The organism is Pseudomonas putida S13.1.2 (assembly GCF_000498395.2).
In the GTDB taxonomy this organism is placed as follows: domain Bacteria; phylum Pseudomonadota; class Gammaproteobacteria; order Pseudomonadales; family Pseudomonadaceae; genus Aquipseudomonas; species Aquipseudomonas putida_Q.
This window is the reverse complement of record NZ_CP010979.1, coordinates 359,069-373,546: the sequence shown is the minus strand read 5'-3', so window position 1 is coordinate 373,546 and position 14,478 is coordinate 359,069. Positions and strand designations below refer to the sequence as shown.

Annotated in this window: 15 protein-coding genes; 2 read left to right on the top strand and 13 right to left on the bottom strand. The window is 60.9% G+C overall.

The annotated features are described in order from the left end of the window. Positions 1-198: 198 nt before the first annotated feature. The 4 genes from N805_RS01485 to sdhC are packed head-to-tail and all read right to left on the bottom strand — an operon-like array spanning position 199 to position 3,439. Positions 199-903, bottom strand: coding sequence for a succinate dehydrogenase iron-sulfur subunit (locus tag N805_RS01485; RefSeq protein WP_019472040.1), 705 nt, complete (start codon positions 901-903; stop codon positions 199-201). Positions 904-914: 11 nt separating this feature from the next. Beyond that, positions 915-2,687 carry a succinate dehydrogenase flavoprotein subunit gene (gene sdhA / locus N805_RS01480; RefSeq protein ID WP_016488281.1) on the bottom strand — a complete coding sequence of 591 codons (1,773 nt, stop codon included), beginning with the start codon at positions 2,685-2,687 and terminating at the stop codon, positions 915-917. Positions 2,688-2,690: 3 nt separating this feature from the next. Next, positions 2,691-3,059 (bottom strand): succinate dehydrogenase, hydrophobic membrane anchor protein, encoded by a 369-nt coding sequence (gene sdhD / locus N805_RS01475; RefSeq protein WP_003254214.1) that lies wholly within the window; start codon positions 3,057-3,059, stop codon positions 2,691-2,693. After that, positions 3,053-3,439: a succinate dehydrogenase, cytochrome b556 subunit gene (gene sdhC / locus N805_RS01470; RefSeq protein ID WP_008091902.1), complete on the bottom strand. Its 387-nt coding sequence runs from the start codon at positions 3,437-3,439 to the stop codon at positions 3,053-3,055. Before sdhC ends, sdhD begins: the two co-directional genes overlap by 7 nt. 352 nt (positions 3,440-3,791) lie before the next feature. Between sdhC and gltA the strand changes: the two genes are divergently transcribed. Continuing rightward, complete coding sequence (gene gltA, locus N805_RS01465) at positions 3,792-5,081, top strand: citrate synthase (protein WP_019472041.1); 1,290 nt, start codon at positions 3,792-3,794, stop codon at positions 5,079-5,081. A gap of 100 nt (positions 5,082-5,181) precedes the next feature. On the opposite strand, the gene N805_RS01460 is transcribed toward gltA, so the two are convergent. The 9 genes from N805_RS01460 to N805_RS01420 form a co-directional block, all read right to left on the bottom strand. After that, on the bottom strand, positions 5,182-5,787 hold the full coding sequence (locus tag N805_RS01460) for an START domain-containing protein (protein WP_026034523.1): 606 nt from the start codon (positions 5,785-5,787) through the stop codon (positions 5,182-5,184). A 33-nt stretch (positions 5,788-5,820) separates the two neighbouring features. Further along, entirely contained in the window at positions 5,821-6,075 is a 255-nt protein-coding gene (locus N805_RS01455) for a YkgJ family cysteine cluster protein (protein WP_019472043.1), read from the bottom strand. 129 nt (positions 6,076-6,204) lie between these two features. Beyond that, complete coding sequence (locus tag N805_RS01450) at positions 6,205-6,681, bottom strand: hypothetical protein (RefSeq protein WP_026034524.1); 477 nt, start codon at positions 6,679-6,681, stop codon at positions 6,205-6,207. 64 nt (positions 6,682-6,745) lie between these two features. Beyond that, a complete protein-coding gene (locus N805_RS01445; RefSeq protein WP_019472045.1) occupies positions 6,746-8,188 on the bottom strand; it encodes a PLP-dependent aminotransferase family protein in 1,443 nt (480 codons plus the stop codon). A 279-nt stretch (positions 8,189-8,467) separates the two neighbouring features. Beyond that, positions 8,468-9,280, bottom strand: a complete 813-nt coding sequence (locus tag N805_RS01440) for an OmpA family protein (RefSeq protein WP_019472046.1) — start codon at positions 9,278-9,280, stop codon at positions 8,468-8,470. Next, positions 9,277-9,630 (bottom strand): DUF4398 domain-containing protein, encoded by a 354-nt coding sequence (locus tag N805_RS01435; protein ID WP_019472047.1) that lies wholly within the window; start codon positions 9,628-9,630, stop codon positions 9,277-9,279. The genes N805_RS01440 and N805_RS01435 overlap by 4 nt, the downstream gene beginning before the upstream one ends. Positions 9,631-9,639: 9 nt before the next feature. Beyond that, positions 9,640-10,461, bottom strand: coding sequence for a substrate-binding periplasmic protein (locus tag N805_RS01430; RefSeq protein ID WP_019472048.1), 822 nt, complete (start codon positions 10,459-10,461; stop codon positions 9,640-9,642). Positions 10,462-10,536: 75 nt separating this feature from the next. Beyond that, positions 10,537-11,466: an electron transfer flavoprotein subunit alpha/FixB family protein gene (locus N805_RS01425; RefSeq protein WP_028613362.1), complete on the bottom strand. Its 930-nt coding sequence runs from the start codon at positions 11,464-11,466 to the stop codon at positions 10,537-10,539. Then, a complete protein-coding gene (locus N805_RS01420; protein ID WP_028613363.1) occupies positions 11,467-12,216 on the bottom strand; it encodes an electron transfer flavoprotein subunit beta/FixA family protein in 750 nt (249 codons plus the stop codon). A 550-nt stretch (positions 12,217-12,766) separates the two neighbouring features. Between N805_RS01420 and N805_RS01415 the strand changes: the two genes are divergently transcribed. After that, positions 12,767-14,431 (top strand): electron transfer flavoprotein-ubiquinone oxidoreductase, encoded by a 1,665-nt coding sequence (locus N805_RS01415; protein WP_019472606.1) that lies wholly within the window; start codon positions 12,767-12,769, stop codon positions 14,429-14,431. Positions 14,432-14,478: the final 47 nt, after the last annotated feature.

The following is a 14,478-nucleotide window of genomic DNA, read 5'->3' as shown; positions in this document are numbered from 1 at the left end:
AACCTGGAAAAGTCCGAATAAAGCGACTGAACCACGCCACTTGGATCCTGCTGATTTTCCGGGTACCAGCCCGGAAAGCCCCTGCTGGTCTCATATCTTCATAGGTATGAACGCGGGCTTTGTGGGCCCTTGTTCGGGTTTTACCTCAGTGCGGGCTCACACCCGCACCTCGGCATACTGCAGGTACAACACGTTGTATCAGGTGCCGCTTTGCAGCAGCATGTTACGTACGTGACCGATTGCCTTGGTCGGGTTCAGACCTTTCGGGCAAACGTTTACGCAGTTCATGATCCCGCGGCAGCGGAATACGCTGAACGGGTCATCCAGGGACGCCAGGCGCTCCTGAGTCTTGGTGTCACGGCTATCGGCCAGGAAGCGGTAGGCCTGCAGCAGTGCGGCGGGGCCCAGGAACTTGTCCGGGTTCCACCAGAACGACGGGCAGGAAGTCGAGCAGCAAGCGCACAGGATGCACTCGTACAGACCGTCCAGCTTGTCACGCTCTTCAGGCGACTGCAGACGCTCGATGGCCGGTGCTGGCGTATCGTTCTGCAGGAATGGCTTCACCTTCTCGTACTGCTTATAGAAGATGCTCATGTCGACCACCAGGTCACGAATGACCGGCAGGCCTGGCAGCGGGCGCAGGATCAGCTTGTTGCCTTTGACCACACCCGACAGCGGGGTGATGCAGGCCAGGCCGTTCTTGCCGTTCATGTTCATGCCATCGGAACCGCACACGCCTTCACGGCACGAGCGACGATACGAGAAACCCTCGTCCTTTTCCTTGATCAGCGCCAATACATCGAGAACCATCAGGTCCTTGCCGCCGGTATCCACGTCGAACGACTCCATCTTGGGCGCCGAGTCGGTGTCGGGGTTGTAACGATAAACTTCGACTTTCAACATAGCAGCCACCCTTAGTAAGTCCGGATTTTTGGCTCGAAGGCCGGTACGGTCTTCGGCGCAAAGTTGACGCCGCGCTTGGCAACGCGCTTCTCACCCGGGTAGTACAGGGTGTGGCACAGCCAGTTTTCGTCGTCACGGTCTTCGAAGTCTTCACGGGCGTGAGCACCGCGGGACTCTTTACGGGCTTCGGCCGCGATGGCGGTAGCTTCGGCGACTTCCAGCAGGTTCTGCAGCTCCAGCGCTTCGATACGCGCGGTGTTGAAGGCCTGGGACTTGTCGTTGATCTTGACGTTGGCGATGCGGTCACGCAGGCCGGCCAGTTGCTCGATACCCTTCAGCATGTATTCGCCAGTACGGAATACACCGAAGTAGTTCTGCATGCAGCTCTGCAGCTCGCGCTTGAGGCTGGCAACGTCTTCGCCAGTGGAGCGCTCGTTGAGCTTGTTCAGACGGTTCAGGGCAACTTCGATGTCGGTGTCGCTGGCGTCGAGATGCTCGATGCCGTCGCTCAGCGCCTTCTCCAGGTGCAGGCCGGCAGCACGGCCGAACACCACCAGGTCGAGCAGCGAGTTGCCGCCCAGGCGGTTGGCACCGTGAACCGATACACACGCCACTTCACCTACGGCGAACAGGCCAGGAATGATGTGATCCTTGCCTTCTTCGTCCATGGTGATGGCCTGGCCATGAATGTTGGTGGCAACGCCGCCCATCATGTAGTGGCAGGTCGGGACAACAGGAACTGGCGCGACGACCGGGTCGACATGGGCGAAGGTCTTGGACAGTTCGCAGATACCTGGCAGGCGGCTGTGCAGCACTTCCTCGCCCAGGTGGTCCAGCTTCAGCAGTACGTGGTCCTTGTTCGGGCCCACGCCGTTGCCGGCGATGATTTCCTTGACCATGGAACGGGCAACCACGTCGCGGCCGGCCAGGTCTTTCGCGTTCGGCGCGTAACGCTCCATGAAACGCTCGCCATGGGCGTTGATCAGGTAGCCACCCTCACCGCGGCAGCCCTCGGTGACCAGTACACCGGCGCCGGCGATGCCGGTTGGGTGGAACTGCCACATCTCGATGTCCTGCACCGGTACACCGGCACGCAGGGCCATGCCGATACCGTCGCCGGTATTGATCAGGGCGTTGGTGGTGGAGGCGTAGATACGGCCCGCACCGCCAGTGGCCAGAACGGTGGCCTTGGACTTGATGTACATGGTTTCGCCGGTTTCGATGCAGATCGCGATCACACCGACGAAGGCGCCTTCCTGGTTTTTTACCAGGTCAACGGCATAGTACTCGTTGAGGAACGTGGTACCGGCTTTCAGGTTGCCCTGGTACAGGGTGTGCAGCAGCGCGTGACCGGTACGGTCGGAAGCGGCACAGGTACGGGCGGCCTGGCCACCTTTACCGAAGTCCTTGGACTGGCCACCGAACGGACGCTGGTAGATACGGCCGGTTTCGGTACGCGAGAACGGCAGGCCCATGTGGTCCAGCTCGAAGACCGCAGCAGGGCCTTCCTGACACATATATTCGATAGCGTCCTGGTCACCGATGTAGTCGGAGCCCTTGACGGTATCGTACATGTGCCAGCGCCAGTCGTCGTTCGGGTCAGCCGAAGCGATGGCGCAGGTGATGCCGCCCTGGGCGGATACAGTGTGCGAGCGGGTCGGGAAGACCTTGGTGACTACGGCAGTCTTGTGGCCGCCTTGAGCCAGTTGCAGCGCAGCACGCATGCCGGCGCCGCCGCCACCGATGATGATGGCGTCGAAGGAAATGGTTGGAATGCTAGCCATGGATCAGATACCCCAGAGAATCTGCACACCCCAGACGAAGTAAGCGAACATCGCAACGCCGCATACCGCCTGGAACAGGAAACGAATCGCAGTTGCCGACTTGCCGAACGACATAGGCGTCAGGTAGTCGGTTGCAATGGTCCACATGCCGACCCAGGCGTGAGCGCCCAGGGCAACGAGGGCCAGCAGACTGAAGATCCGCATCGCGTTGTTGGAGAACAGACCATGCCACTGGGTGTAGTCGATGCCTGGGTGGGCGACCACGTAGCCGATCAGGAAGAGGAAGTAAGCCGCGAGAACGACCGCAGAAACGCGCTGCGCCATCCAGTCATAGAGGCCCGAACGCGACAGGTTCGTGACATTGGTTACCATACCCAAACTCCCACCAGAACGATCAGCACCACGGAGATGACAATCACGATTTTCGAGCCCAGCTTGCCGCCTTCCAGCGTCTCACCGATGCCCATGTCCATGATCAGGTGGCGTACACCTGCCACGAGGTGATAAAGCAGGGCGGACAGCAGGCCCCAGGTCACGAATTTGGCCAGCGGGCTGGTCAGACACGCCTTCACCTCACCGAAGCCTTCCTCGGAACCCAGCGACTTGCCCAGTGCATAAAGCATGATGGCAAGGCCGATGAACAGGATGACGCCGGAGATACGATGCAGGATGGACGTGTACGCAGTGACAGGGAGCTTGATGGTCCTTAGGTCTAGGTTTACAGGTCGTTGGCTTTTCACGGCTTTTTTCACACTGAAGAGCCCCTAGCGAATCAGGGCAAAGTTGTTGGTAAGTGTACTGGTCAGGTACCCACCACCCAGGGAACGGCGACCCCCAGCAGTTCGGGCTTGCAAGCCCCTGGCGGTCGGGTGCCGAGTATAGACAGTTAGGCTGCTTATGACAACGTGACGGGGTAGCCCAAATAGCGCATTGCCTTTAACGAACAAAAGGCGTAAATGGGCGAGAATTTCGGGAAAAATCAGGCTTGAAAGCCTGATTCAACAAGCCTTTAGGCAAATTGACATCTGAATTTATCCCTCTATAGTGGTGCGGGCCCTGCGTGGGGGGTCTGTCTGATGATTTCTAGCATTAATAGGAGGCCACATGGCTGACAAAAAAGCGCAGTTGGTCATCGAGGGCGCTGCCCCCGTCGAGCTGCCCATTTTAACCGGCACCGTTGGTCCTGATGTAATCGACGTCCGCGGGTTGGGGGCCACAGGTCACTTCACCTTCGACCCTGGTTTCATGGCGACTGCCTCGTGCGAGTCGAAGATCACCTACATTGACGGCGACAAAGGTATCCTGCTGCACCGCGGCTACCCGATCGAGCAACTCGCCGAACAATCCGACTACCTCGAAACCTGCTACCTGCTGCTCAACGGCGAACTGCCGAATGCCGAGCAGAAGGCCCAGTTCGTCAGCACCGTAAAGAACCACACCATGGTTCACGAGCAGCTGAAGTCCTTCTTCAACGGCTTCCGCCGCGACGCTCACCCGATGGCGGTGATGTGCGGCGTGGTCGGCGCCCTGTCGGCGTTCTATCACGACTCCCTGGATATCAATAACCCGCAACACCGCGAAATTTCCGCGGTGCGCCTGGTCGCCAAGATGCCGACCCTGGCCGCGATGGTTTACAAGTACTCCATGGGCCAGCCGATGATGTACCCGCGCAACGACCTGTCGTACGCGGAAAACTTCCTGCACATGATGTTCAACACCCCGTGCGAGATCAAACCGATCAGCCCGGTGCTGGCCAAGGCAATGGACCGGATCTTCATCCTCCACGCCGACCACGAGCAGAACGCCTCCACCTCCACCGTTCGTCTGGCCGGCTCGTCGGGTGCCAACCCGTTCGCCTGTATCGCCGCCGGTATCGCCGCACTGTGGGGCCCGGCCCACGGCGGTGCGAACGAAGCCGTCCTGACCATGCTCGATGAAATCGGCGATGTCTCGAACATCGACACGTTCATCGCCAAGGCCAAGGACAAGAACGACCCGTTCAAGCTCATGGGCTTCGGTCACCGCGTGTACAAGAACCGCGACCCGCGCGCCACCGTGATGAAGCAGACCTGCGACGAAGTCCTGCGCGAGCTGGGCATCAAGAACGACCCGCAGCTGGAACTGGCCATGCGCCTCGAAGAGATAGCCCTGACCGATCCGTACTTCATCGAGCGCTCGCTGTACCCGAACGTCGACTTCTACTCGGGGATCATCCTCAAGGCGATCGGCATTCCGACCAGCATGTTCACCGTGATCTTTGCCCTGGCACGTACCGTGGGCTGGATCTCGCACTGGAAAGAAATGCTCTCCAGCCCGTACAAGATCGGCCGTCCGCGCCAGCTGTACACCGGCGAGCAAAAACGCGACATCGCTGCACTGAAAGACCGCAAGTAAGCTTTTTAGCCGAACGCAAAAAGGCTGCCTTCGGGCAGCCTTTTTTATTCCAAGTCCTGATGGCCGCAGTTCGACCCTTGCGGGAGCACCGCGTTAAACCTCAGTTTTTCTCAGCCCGCTCCCGCAAGCCTTTCAGGGTATTGAACGGCGCGTCCACCACGAACTTGTTGGCCACCATCGCCGGCACGCTACCACCCGGCTCTGTGTGCACCTGGTAGGTCACCTCTGTACTGTCGCCCTTGGGCACCAGCTTCCAGAAGCCCTCAACCTTGGCTACCCGCACAAAGCCCTTCTCTTCCGGTAGATAGGTCGGGTCTTCCTTCAGGTTACGCACCAGGCTGCCGTCCGCTCCCTTGACAGTAGTCACGTGCAGAATCGAATCTCGCGGCGTTACCGGCCATGGTGTATTGAACTGGGTGTAGGTCCAGCTCTGGTCGCCGTCATGCTTGAGCAGCTTCTGCGACTTGCACTCGTGAATCCATGCGCAGGCCCCGACCACGTCTTCCTGCAAGGCCTGCACCTTGGCCAGCGGCGCCTTGATCACGGTGACACCCTGATAAGCCTTGTACTTGGAGCCCGCCACTTCGCTGAGGGATACCTTGATCCCCTCCTCGTCCTTGGCCACCTGCCAGTTTTCGGCCCAGGCCGCAGGCGACAGCAGAACACCCACGCCACACAGCAGTGCAATACGCTTGAACGATCTCATCATGTTTATCCTTGTTGTCGAAGATCCAGCCTGTCACGCCGCCGTCATCTGCTCCCACCAGCCAAGAATCCTGATTGCCTCGTCACGGTCACTGCCGCACACCTCGACATCCGCCTTGAAGCCGCCACATACCGCCGGCCGCTCGGGCTTGCCAAACAGGTCGCAAAGGTTGGCAGCCGTCAGGTACAGGCAGCGCTCGCCAGCCGGCTTGCCATTGGGCATGCGCGGCATCGCAGAAGTGATGGACGGGGCGATGCAGCAGGCACCACAACCCTCACGGCAGTTCATGGCTATTCACCAAAATCAGGACTCCCTGGAACAAAACGGGACGAACGTCCCTGGATAGTAACCGCTCAAACAGGCGTTTGAAATTGCTGGCACGATGAAATCTGCCGTGACCCGGCAGTCAGTTCCCGGCTACTGCCGATACTCGAAATCGATCGCCGCCCCTTCCACGTCATGACGGCTGTCATTGCGCAACTGCAGCTGCATTTCGTTATTGATCAACCGGCCATTAAGCTGGAACGGGCTGTCGGTTTCCGGCTTTTCGGTGAACATGGGCGGCAGCAAAGGCTTGCGCCGCTGGATGGGCGACGGGGTGCCCACATTCGGCTCGAGGGTATCGACCATATCGACTGGCAGGCTGAGGTCCAGCTTTGCCTTGGGCAATGGCTTGGCAATCGCCTTGCTTACCGGTTTATGCGCCTTGGCCTTGCTACTGCCGGCCTTTTTCACCACCGGCTTCGGCGCGGGCTTGGCTGCCACTTTTTTTTGCACGTGCTTGCCCTGAGTTGCCTGCGCCTGGCTTGCCGGCTGCGCAGCCGAAGCTGGACTGCCCGGGTAGCAGAGCGGTGCAAGGCACAAGATCAGGGCAAAACGGCGCAAAGCAATCATGGCAAATGGACAGACCGGCATTAAAGGTGCGTATGCTCCATGTTCCACAGGCGGCTGGCAAGCCTTACAAAAGTGTGAGCGAAGGCTCCCTGCACAACTGCTGAGCCAGCAAACCAAGCGTAATCACTGCCCGCTCGGCCTCCTTGTTCCACGGGATGCCGCAATTAAGACGGATGCAGTGGTTGAACTGTTCTGTGTTACTGAATATCAGCCCCGGCGCAATGCTGATGCCCTGCTCCAGCGCCCGCACATGCAGCTCCTGGGTATTGACCCGCCCCGGCAGGCTTATCCAAAGGATGAAACCGCCCGTCGGCCGAGTCATCTGGGTGCCCTCGGGGAAGTGCTGCTGCACCGCCAACTGATAGGCGCTGAGGTTCTTGCGATACTCCTGACGGATGTAACGCAGGTGCCGGTCGTAACCGCCATTTTCCAGGTAGGCCGCCACCCCCATCTGCGTCACGCTGCAGGCCGAATGAGTGGTAAAGGTCTGCAGGCGCTGAATTTCGTCCTGATAGCGCCCAGCGATCATCCAGCCTACGCGCACACCGGGGGACAGGGTCTTGGAGAAGCTTGAACAGTAGATCACCCGGTCCAGCCGGTCGAATGCCTTCAGCGCCTTGGTCTTGCCTTGCTCGAACATCAACTCGCCGTAGATGTCGTCCTCGACGATCTGGATGTCAAAGTCCGATGCCAGGCGCAGCAGCTGCTTTTGCCGTTCTTCCGGAACAGTGCCGCCCAACGGGTTGCTCAGGCGGGCAGTCAGTACCAGGGCCTTGATCGACCACTGGTTGGCCGCCAGTTGCAAGGCTTCAAGGCTGATCCCGGTGGACGGGTCGCTGGGGATTTCAATCACTTTCAGGCCCAGCAGGTCGGCCAGTTGCAGCAAGCCGTAATACGTCGGCGACTCGGCAGCGATCAGGTCGCCTGGGCGGGTCAGCACGCGCAGTGACATTTGCAGGGCATCGACGCAGCCATGGGTCACGATCACTTCACGGGGGTCGACCAGCACCCCGGCATCGCGCATGCGAATGGCGATCTGCCGGCGCAACGGCTCAAAGCCGGGGCTGAACATGTAGCTGAACGCGCGCGGGCTGTGAAAGCGGGTGACCTTGGCAATTTGCTGATGCAGGGCACGGACCGGCAGGTAGTCTACATGCGGCACCGCAGCGCCGAACGGGAACACGCCGTCACGGCGCGCCTCGGTCAGCACTTGCTGGATGATGCTGGCGCGGGTGACCAGGCCGGGGCGCTCCACCCGGGCAATGTCCGGGGTTTGCGCGGTCAGGGCCGGCGTCTGGTGCACGTAGTAGCCCGATTGCGGCCGCGCGCGGATCAGCCCCTGGTCCTCGAGGTTGGCATAGGCCTGCAGCACCGTTGCATGGCTGACATTGAGCTGGGCACTCATCTTGCGCACGGAGGGTACCCGCTCGCCTGGCTGGTAGACACCGCGACGGATGTCATCGGCCAGTTGCTGGGCGATACGCTGGTACAGCAGCAGGTTGGTCATGGCGGCAGGCTCGTTGTTCTTGTGCGGCTCAGTGACGGTAGAGGATACCGTAACAGTTGCAAAGTGTACTGGGACAGAATGCAACATAGTCGACAATACAACAGCGTGACAGCTATCGAAACGACTAAGCCGACAAAGCGGGGCCGCATTGCGGCCCTTTCGCGGCACAAGGCCGCTCCTACAGGTTGTGGACATGTCTTGGGCTTGACACTACCCCTGTGGGAGCGGCTTTAGCCGCGAACACCGGCAAAGCCGGTGCCATCCTCCGCACGCCAGCGATCAGCGCGCAGGCGCGAGCCTGCCCTTGTCGTCGGAGAAGACGATCTCCACCCGGCGGTTCTGCGCCCTGCCCCGCTCAGAGGCATTGGCCTCGATCGGGTACTGGTCGCCATAGCCCTCGACCTGCAGGCGCTTTTCGTCGATACCAAGGTCCACCAACATGTCGGCCACGGCCTGCGCCCGGTCGCGAGACAGTTTCAGGTTGTCTTCGGCTGCGCCAGTGCTGTCGGTATAACCCTCGATACGCACCACCCGTCGCGGGTTGAGCTGAAGAAACTGCACCAGCTTGAGCACGGTACGGCTGGCCGAATTCTTCAGGTCGGCACGGCCAGTATCGAACAGCACATCCCCCAGGGTCATCACCAGGCCACGGTCGGTCTGCTCCGAAGCCAGTGCAGCGATCTGCGACTCGACCCACTTGCCCTGCTGCTGCACGCTGGCCAGCTTGGCCTCACGCAAAGCCAGCTGCAGGCGCTGACGCTCGAGGTCAAGCTTGGCCTGGCGCTCCTGGTTCAGCGCCAGCTTGGCATGCTCACTGGCAATCTCGCTGTAGCGCTGGCTCAGGTAAGCGTAATGACGCACATCGGAACCGGTGCCGATGTAGCTGGACAGGCGCTCGGCACGGGCCAGCGACTCGCCCGCGCGAATCACGTCCCGCGGCGCACTGCGCAGCACAGCGGAATCATCCTTGACCTTTGCGAAGGTGGCACTGGCTTCATCCAGTGCTGCAGCGCTGCGTTGGCTAGCGCAACCTTGCAAGCCTGCTGCCAGCGCCAGCAGCGCCAGCGCGGCCAATGGCGTGCGACGGATCATGGCTGCACCTCCAGTTGCTTGCGCAAGCGTTTGACCCGCGACTGCAGCAGTTGCAGCTGCTCTTCGCTCTTCAGGTTCAGTACCTGGGCCTCGGCCAGGCGAGCATCCAGTTCGGCCTGCTCGGCGCGCATGCGCGCATCACGGTAGTCTTGGGTCAGCATGTTGGCCTTGGCACGGTCCAGCTTGTCTTCAGCCAGCTTCAGCGTTTCGACCTGCTCGGTGGCACCTACGGCCCTGGCCTGTTCCAGTGCCTGCTCGGAAATGCGCATCTGCTCGTCAGGGGCCGGATCATTGGCGCAGCCAGCCAGGCCGAGCACGGCCAAGGCAAGGATTAGTGGTTGGGTTCTCACGCAATCTTCCTAGTGTTTGGGGGCGTCCGCCGGCACCTGCAGTTGCGCTTTCCAGCGCTCGACATTACGTTGCAGGACGGCCTCGGACGCACCGGAGATCGGCAATTCTGTCAGTTTTTTTGCGAGTTGCCCACGCAACCAGCTGTCATTGCATGCCGAGTTGTGCGAAAGCGCCAGGTACAGGCCTGGCCGATCCACCGGCAGGCCGCGGGCGATCAGGTCATTGCTCACACCCAGGCTCTGGGCCATGGCCATGCCCGAATAACGGCCGGCGAGTACATAGTCCACCTGGCCAAGCACCAGTTTCTGGAACGCCTGGGTCAGGTTCTGCGCCGGCACCAGCTTCAACTGGGCCTTGGCAAACGCGGTAAAGGCCGGGGTCAGGCGCGCGCGCTCGGACAAGCTGCCCTGGTATCTGGCCAGGTCTGCCGGGCCCTCGAAGGTCAGCTCGGCGTCGTGGCGTGTCCACACCAGGTACTCGTTGAGCTGAAGGGGTGGGTGGATGTAGTCCAGCGCGGTCAGTTGCTCGACCTGCAGGGGCGTATCGAGCAGCAGGTCCATTCGCCCGCTGCGCACTTCCTCCAGGGCCTGATCGCGACGGCCGGCATTCAGCACCTCCACCTTCACACCCAGCTCGCCTGCCACCTGGCGCAACAGGTCCACGTTGGCACCGATCAGGTGTTTCGGGTCTTTCGGGTCCTGCCACGAATAGGGCGGTGCATCAGGGCTGCCGGTTGCCACCAGGCGCTCGCACTTGCCTGCTGCCATGGCCAGTGGCGACACCAACGCCGCCATGCATGCCAGCACCCTGCCCGTTCCGCGCAACGTCATCCCTCACTCCTCAACCCATAAAAAAACCCGACCCTCAATGCGAGGGCCGGGTTCTTTATAAGTGAAGCAGGCGGATCAGACCAGCTTTTCCAGCTCCGGAACCGCTTCGAACAGGTCAGCGACCAGGCCGTAGTCGGCTACCTGGAAGATCGGCGCTTCTTCGTCCTTGTTGATCGCAACGATCACTTTGGAGTCTTTCATGCCGGCCAGGTGCTGGATCGCGCCGGAGATACCGACGGCGATATACAGCTGTGGCGCAACGATCTTGCCGGTCTGGCCGACCTGCATGTCGTTCGGCACAAAGCCTGCGTCGACCGCAGCGCGCGAAGCGCCGACGGCAGCGCCGAGCTTGTCGGCCAGGCTGTACAGGTGCTTGAAGTTGTCACCGTTGCCCATGCCACGGCCGCCGGAAACGACGATCTTGGCAGCGGTCAGCTCTGGGCGGTCGGACTTGGCCAGCTCTTCACCGACAAAGGCCGAGATACCGGCGTTGTGCGCGGCACTCACCGCTTCGACAGCAGCCGAGCCACCTTCGGCAGCGACTGGGTCGAAGCCGGTGGTACGCACGGTGATGACCTTGATCGAAGCGCTCGATTGCACGGTGGCAATGGCGTTACCGGCATAGATCGGGCGCTTGAAGGTGTCGGCAGACTCGACCGAGATGATTTCGGAGATCTGGTCCACGTCCAGCAGCGCGGCAACGCGCGGCAGGATGTTCTTGCCGTTGGTGGTGGCCGGGGCCAGCACGTGGCTGTAGCCCTTTGCCAGCTCGACGATCAGCGGCGCGACGTTTTCCGGCAAGGCGTGGGCGTAGGCGGCGTTATCGGCAACCAGCACCTTGGCCACACCCGCGATCTTGGCAGCGGATTCGGCAACGCCGCCGACGTTCTGGCCAGCGACCAGCACGTGTACATCACCACCAATCTTGGCGGCTGCAGCGACAGTGTTCAGGGTGGCCGGGGCAACGGCGCCGGCTTCGTATTCAGCGACAACCAGGATAGTCATTTAGATTACCTTCGCTTCGTTCTTCAGCTTCTCGACCAGTTCGGCCACCGATTTGACCTTGATACCCGCGCTGCGGGCAGCCGGCGCTTCGACTTTCAGGGTCTTGTTGGTGGAGGCGAGGGAAACGCCCAGATCGTCAGGCTTGACGGTCTCCAGCGGTTTCTTCTTGGCCTTCATGATGTTCGGCAGCGACGCATAGCGTGGCTCGTTCAGGCGCAGGTCGGTGGTGACGATGGCTGGCAGGTTCAGCGACACGGTCTGCAGGCCGCCATCGATTTCACGGGTGACGTTCAGCTTGTCGCCAGCCACTTCGACTTTGGAGGCGAAGGTGCCCTGGGCGTAGCCGGTCAGCGCAGCCAGCATCTGGCCGGTCTGGTTGTTGTCGCTGTCGATGGCCTGCTTGCCAAGGATGACCAGCTGCGGCTGCTCCTTGTCGACAACGGCTTTCAGGGCCTTGGCTACAGCCAGGGAGTTCAGCTCGTCAGCGGCTTCTACCAGGATGGCACGGTCGGCACCCAGGGCCAGGGCGGTACGCAGTTGCTCCTGGGCAGTGGTCGGGCCGACGGAAACGACGACGATCTCGGTCGCAACGCCTTTTTCCTTCAAGCGTACGGCCTCTTCCACGGCGATTTCGCAGAAGGGGTTCATGGACATCTTGACGTTAGCAAGGTCGACGCCGGAGTTGTCCGCTTTGACGCGAACCTTGACGTTGTAGTCGACCACTCGTTTGACAGCTACAAGAACCTTCATGGATTCCTCGTTACTCTCCGGTGAATAGATAGTCGCCTGGGGCTGAGCCCGGCGATGCGCGTGGGTACAAGGGCACCTCTAAAAACGTACCGGGAGCCAGCATCTTCACAGTGACCGAACAGTCTTGTCCGGACTCTTGCGACAAATACTCACGGGTGATTTTCTGTCGTGGCGTGTAAACTCCACTACAAACCGGCCCAAGGCCGCAAAACCCTGCTCCACACCTGGTCTTTAGAGGTGTACCTGCGCCCGGCTGCAAGCCTACGGCGAACGTAAAACCGCTCGTATCTTGACCGTAACACCCCATCCGGTCAATACGGCAAATCGGTCACCCTCCAGCCGCGTTCCTGTGATTTTACTGGCCTGCGGCAAATTCAAACAAACGTTTGTATTGGACCCGCCAAGTGGTGTAGATATAATGCGCGGCCAAGACAAAACGGTGTAGTCCGTCATTTGCGCAGCTACAGTTTCGCTCCCGTGATGAGCCACTGCGCGCAAGCACCCATAAGACAAAGCAACAGCACGAGCCTTGATGAGTAGGAGAGAACCAGTGGAACGCGAATACATGGAATTCGACGTGGTCATCGTCGGCGCCGGCCCGGCAGGCCTGTCCGCCGCCTGCCGCCTGAAGCAGAAGGCCGCCGAAGCCGGTAGCGAAATCAGCGTCTGCGTGGTGGAAAAAGGCTCTGAAGTCGGCGCCCACATCCTCTCTGGCGCGGTGTTCGAACCCCGCGCCCTGAACGAACTGTTCCCCGACTGGAAAGCGCTCGGCGCCCCGCTGAACACCGAAGTGAAACGCGACGACATCTATGTGCTCAAGGATGCCGGCAGCGCGACCAAGGTGCCTGACCTGTTCGTGCCCAAGACCATGCACAACCATGGCAACTACATCATCTCGCTGGGCAACCTGTGCCGCTGGCTGGCCCAGCAGGCCGAGAACCTGGGCGTTGAGATCTACCCGGGCTTCGCCGCCCAGGAAGCGCTGTTCGACGACAACGGCGTGGTCCGCGGCATCGTCACCGGTGACCTGGGTGTCGACCGCGAAGGCAACCCGAAGGACGGCCTGTACACCCCGGGCATGGAACTGCGCGCCAAGTACACCCTGTTTGCCGAAGGCTGCCGCGGCCACATCGGCAAGCAGCTGATCAAGCGCTTCAACCTCGACAGCGAGTCCGACGTCCAGCACTACGGCATCGGCCTGAAGGAAATCTGGGAAATCGACCCGGCCAAGCACGAGCAGGGCCTGGTGGTGCACACCGCCGGCTGGCCGCTGGACGTGGTGGCCAAGGACAACACCGGTGGCTCGTTCCTCTATCACCTGGAAAACAACCAGGTGGTGGTCGGGCTGATCGTCGACCTGTCCTACGCAAACCCGTACCTGTCGCCGTTCGATGAATTCCAGCGCCTCAAGCACCACCCGGTGATGAGCCAGTACCTCGAAGGTGGCAAGCGCATCAGCTACGGCGCCCGGGCCATCTGCAAGGGCGGCCTGAACTCGTTGCCGAAGATGGTGTTCAACGGTGGCGCGTTGATCGGTTGCGACCTGGGCACCCTGAACTTCTCCAAGATCAAGGGCAGCCACACCGCGATGAAGTCCGGCATGCTTGCCGCTGAAGCGGTGGCCGATGCCTTGGCCGCTGGCCGCGAAGGCGGTGACCAGCTCGACGGTTATGTCAGCGCCTTCAAGGCCAGCTGGCTGTATGAGGAGTTGTTTGCCAGCCGTAACTTCGGCCCTGCCCTGCACAAGTTCGGGCCACTGCTGGGCGGTGCGTTCAACTACGTCGACCAGAACTGGTTCGGCGGCAAGCTGCCGTTCACCCTGCACGATACCAAGCCGGACTACGCCTGCCTCAAGCTGGCCGCGGATTCGAAAAAGATCGACTACCCGAAACCGGACGGCAAGCTCAGCTTCGACAAGCTCAGCTCGGTATTCCTCTCCAGCACCAACCACGAAGAGGAACAGCCCTGCCACCTGAAGCTGACCGACCCGAGTATCCCGATCGCCAGCAACCTGCCGCTGTACGACGAGCCGGCCCAGCGCTACTGCCCGGCGGGCGTGTACGAAGTGGTCACGCAGGAAGACGGCAACAAGCGCTTCCAGATCAACGCGCAGAACTGCGTGCACTGCAAGACCTGTGATATCAAGGACCCGGCCCAGAACATCACCTGGGTCACCCCTGAAGGCGCTGGCGGGCCTAACTACCCGAACATGTAATGGCCCTGCCCTTGTGGTAACAAAAAGCCCCCGGTTCTCATGAGCCG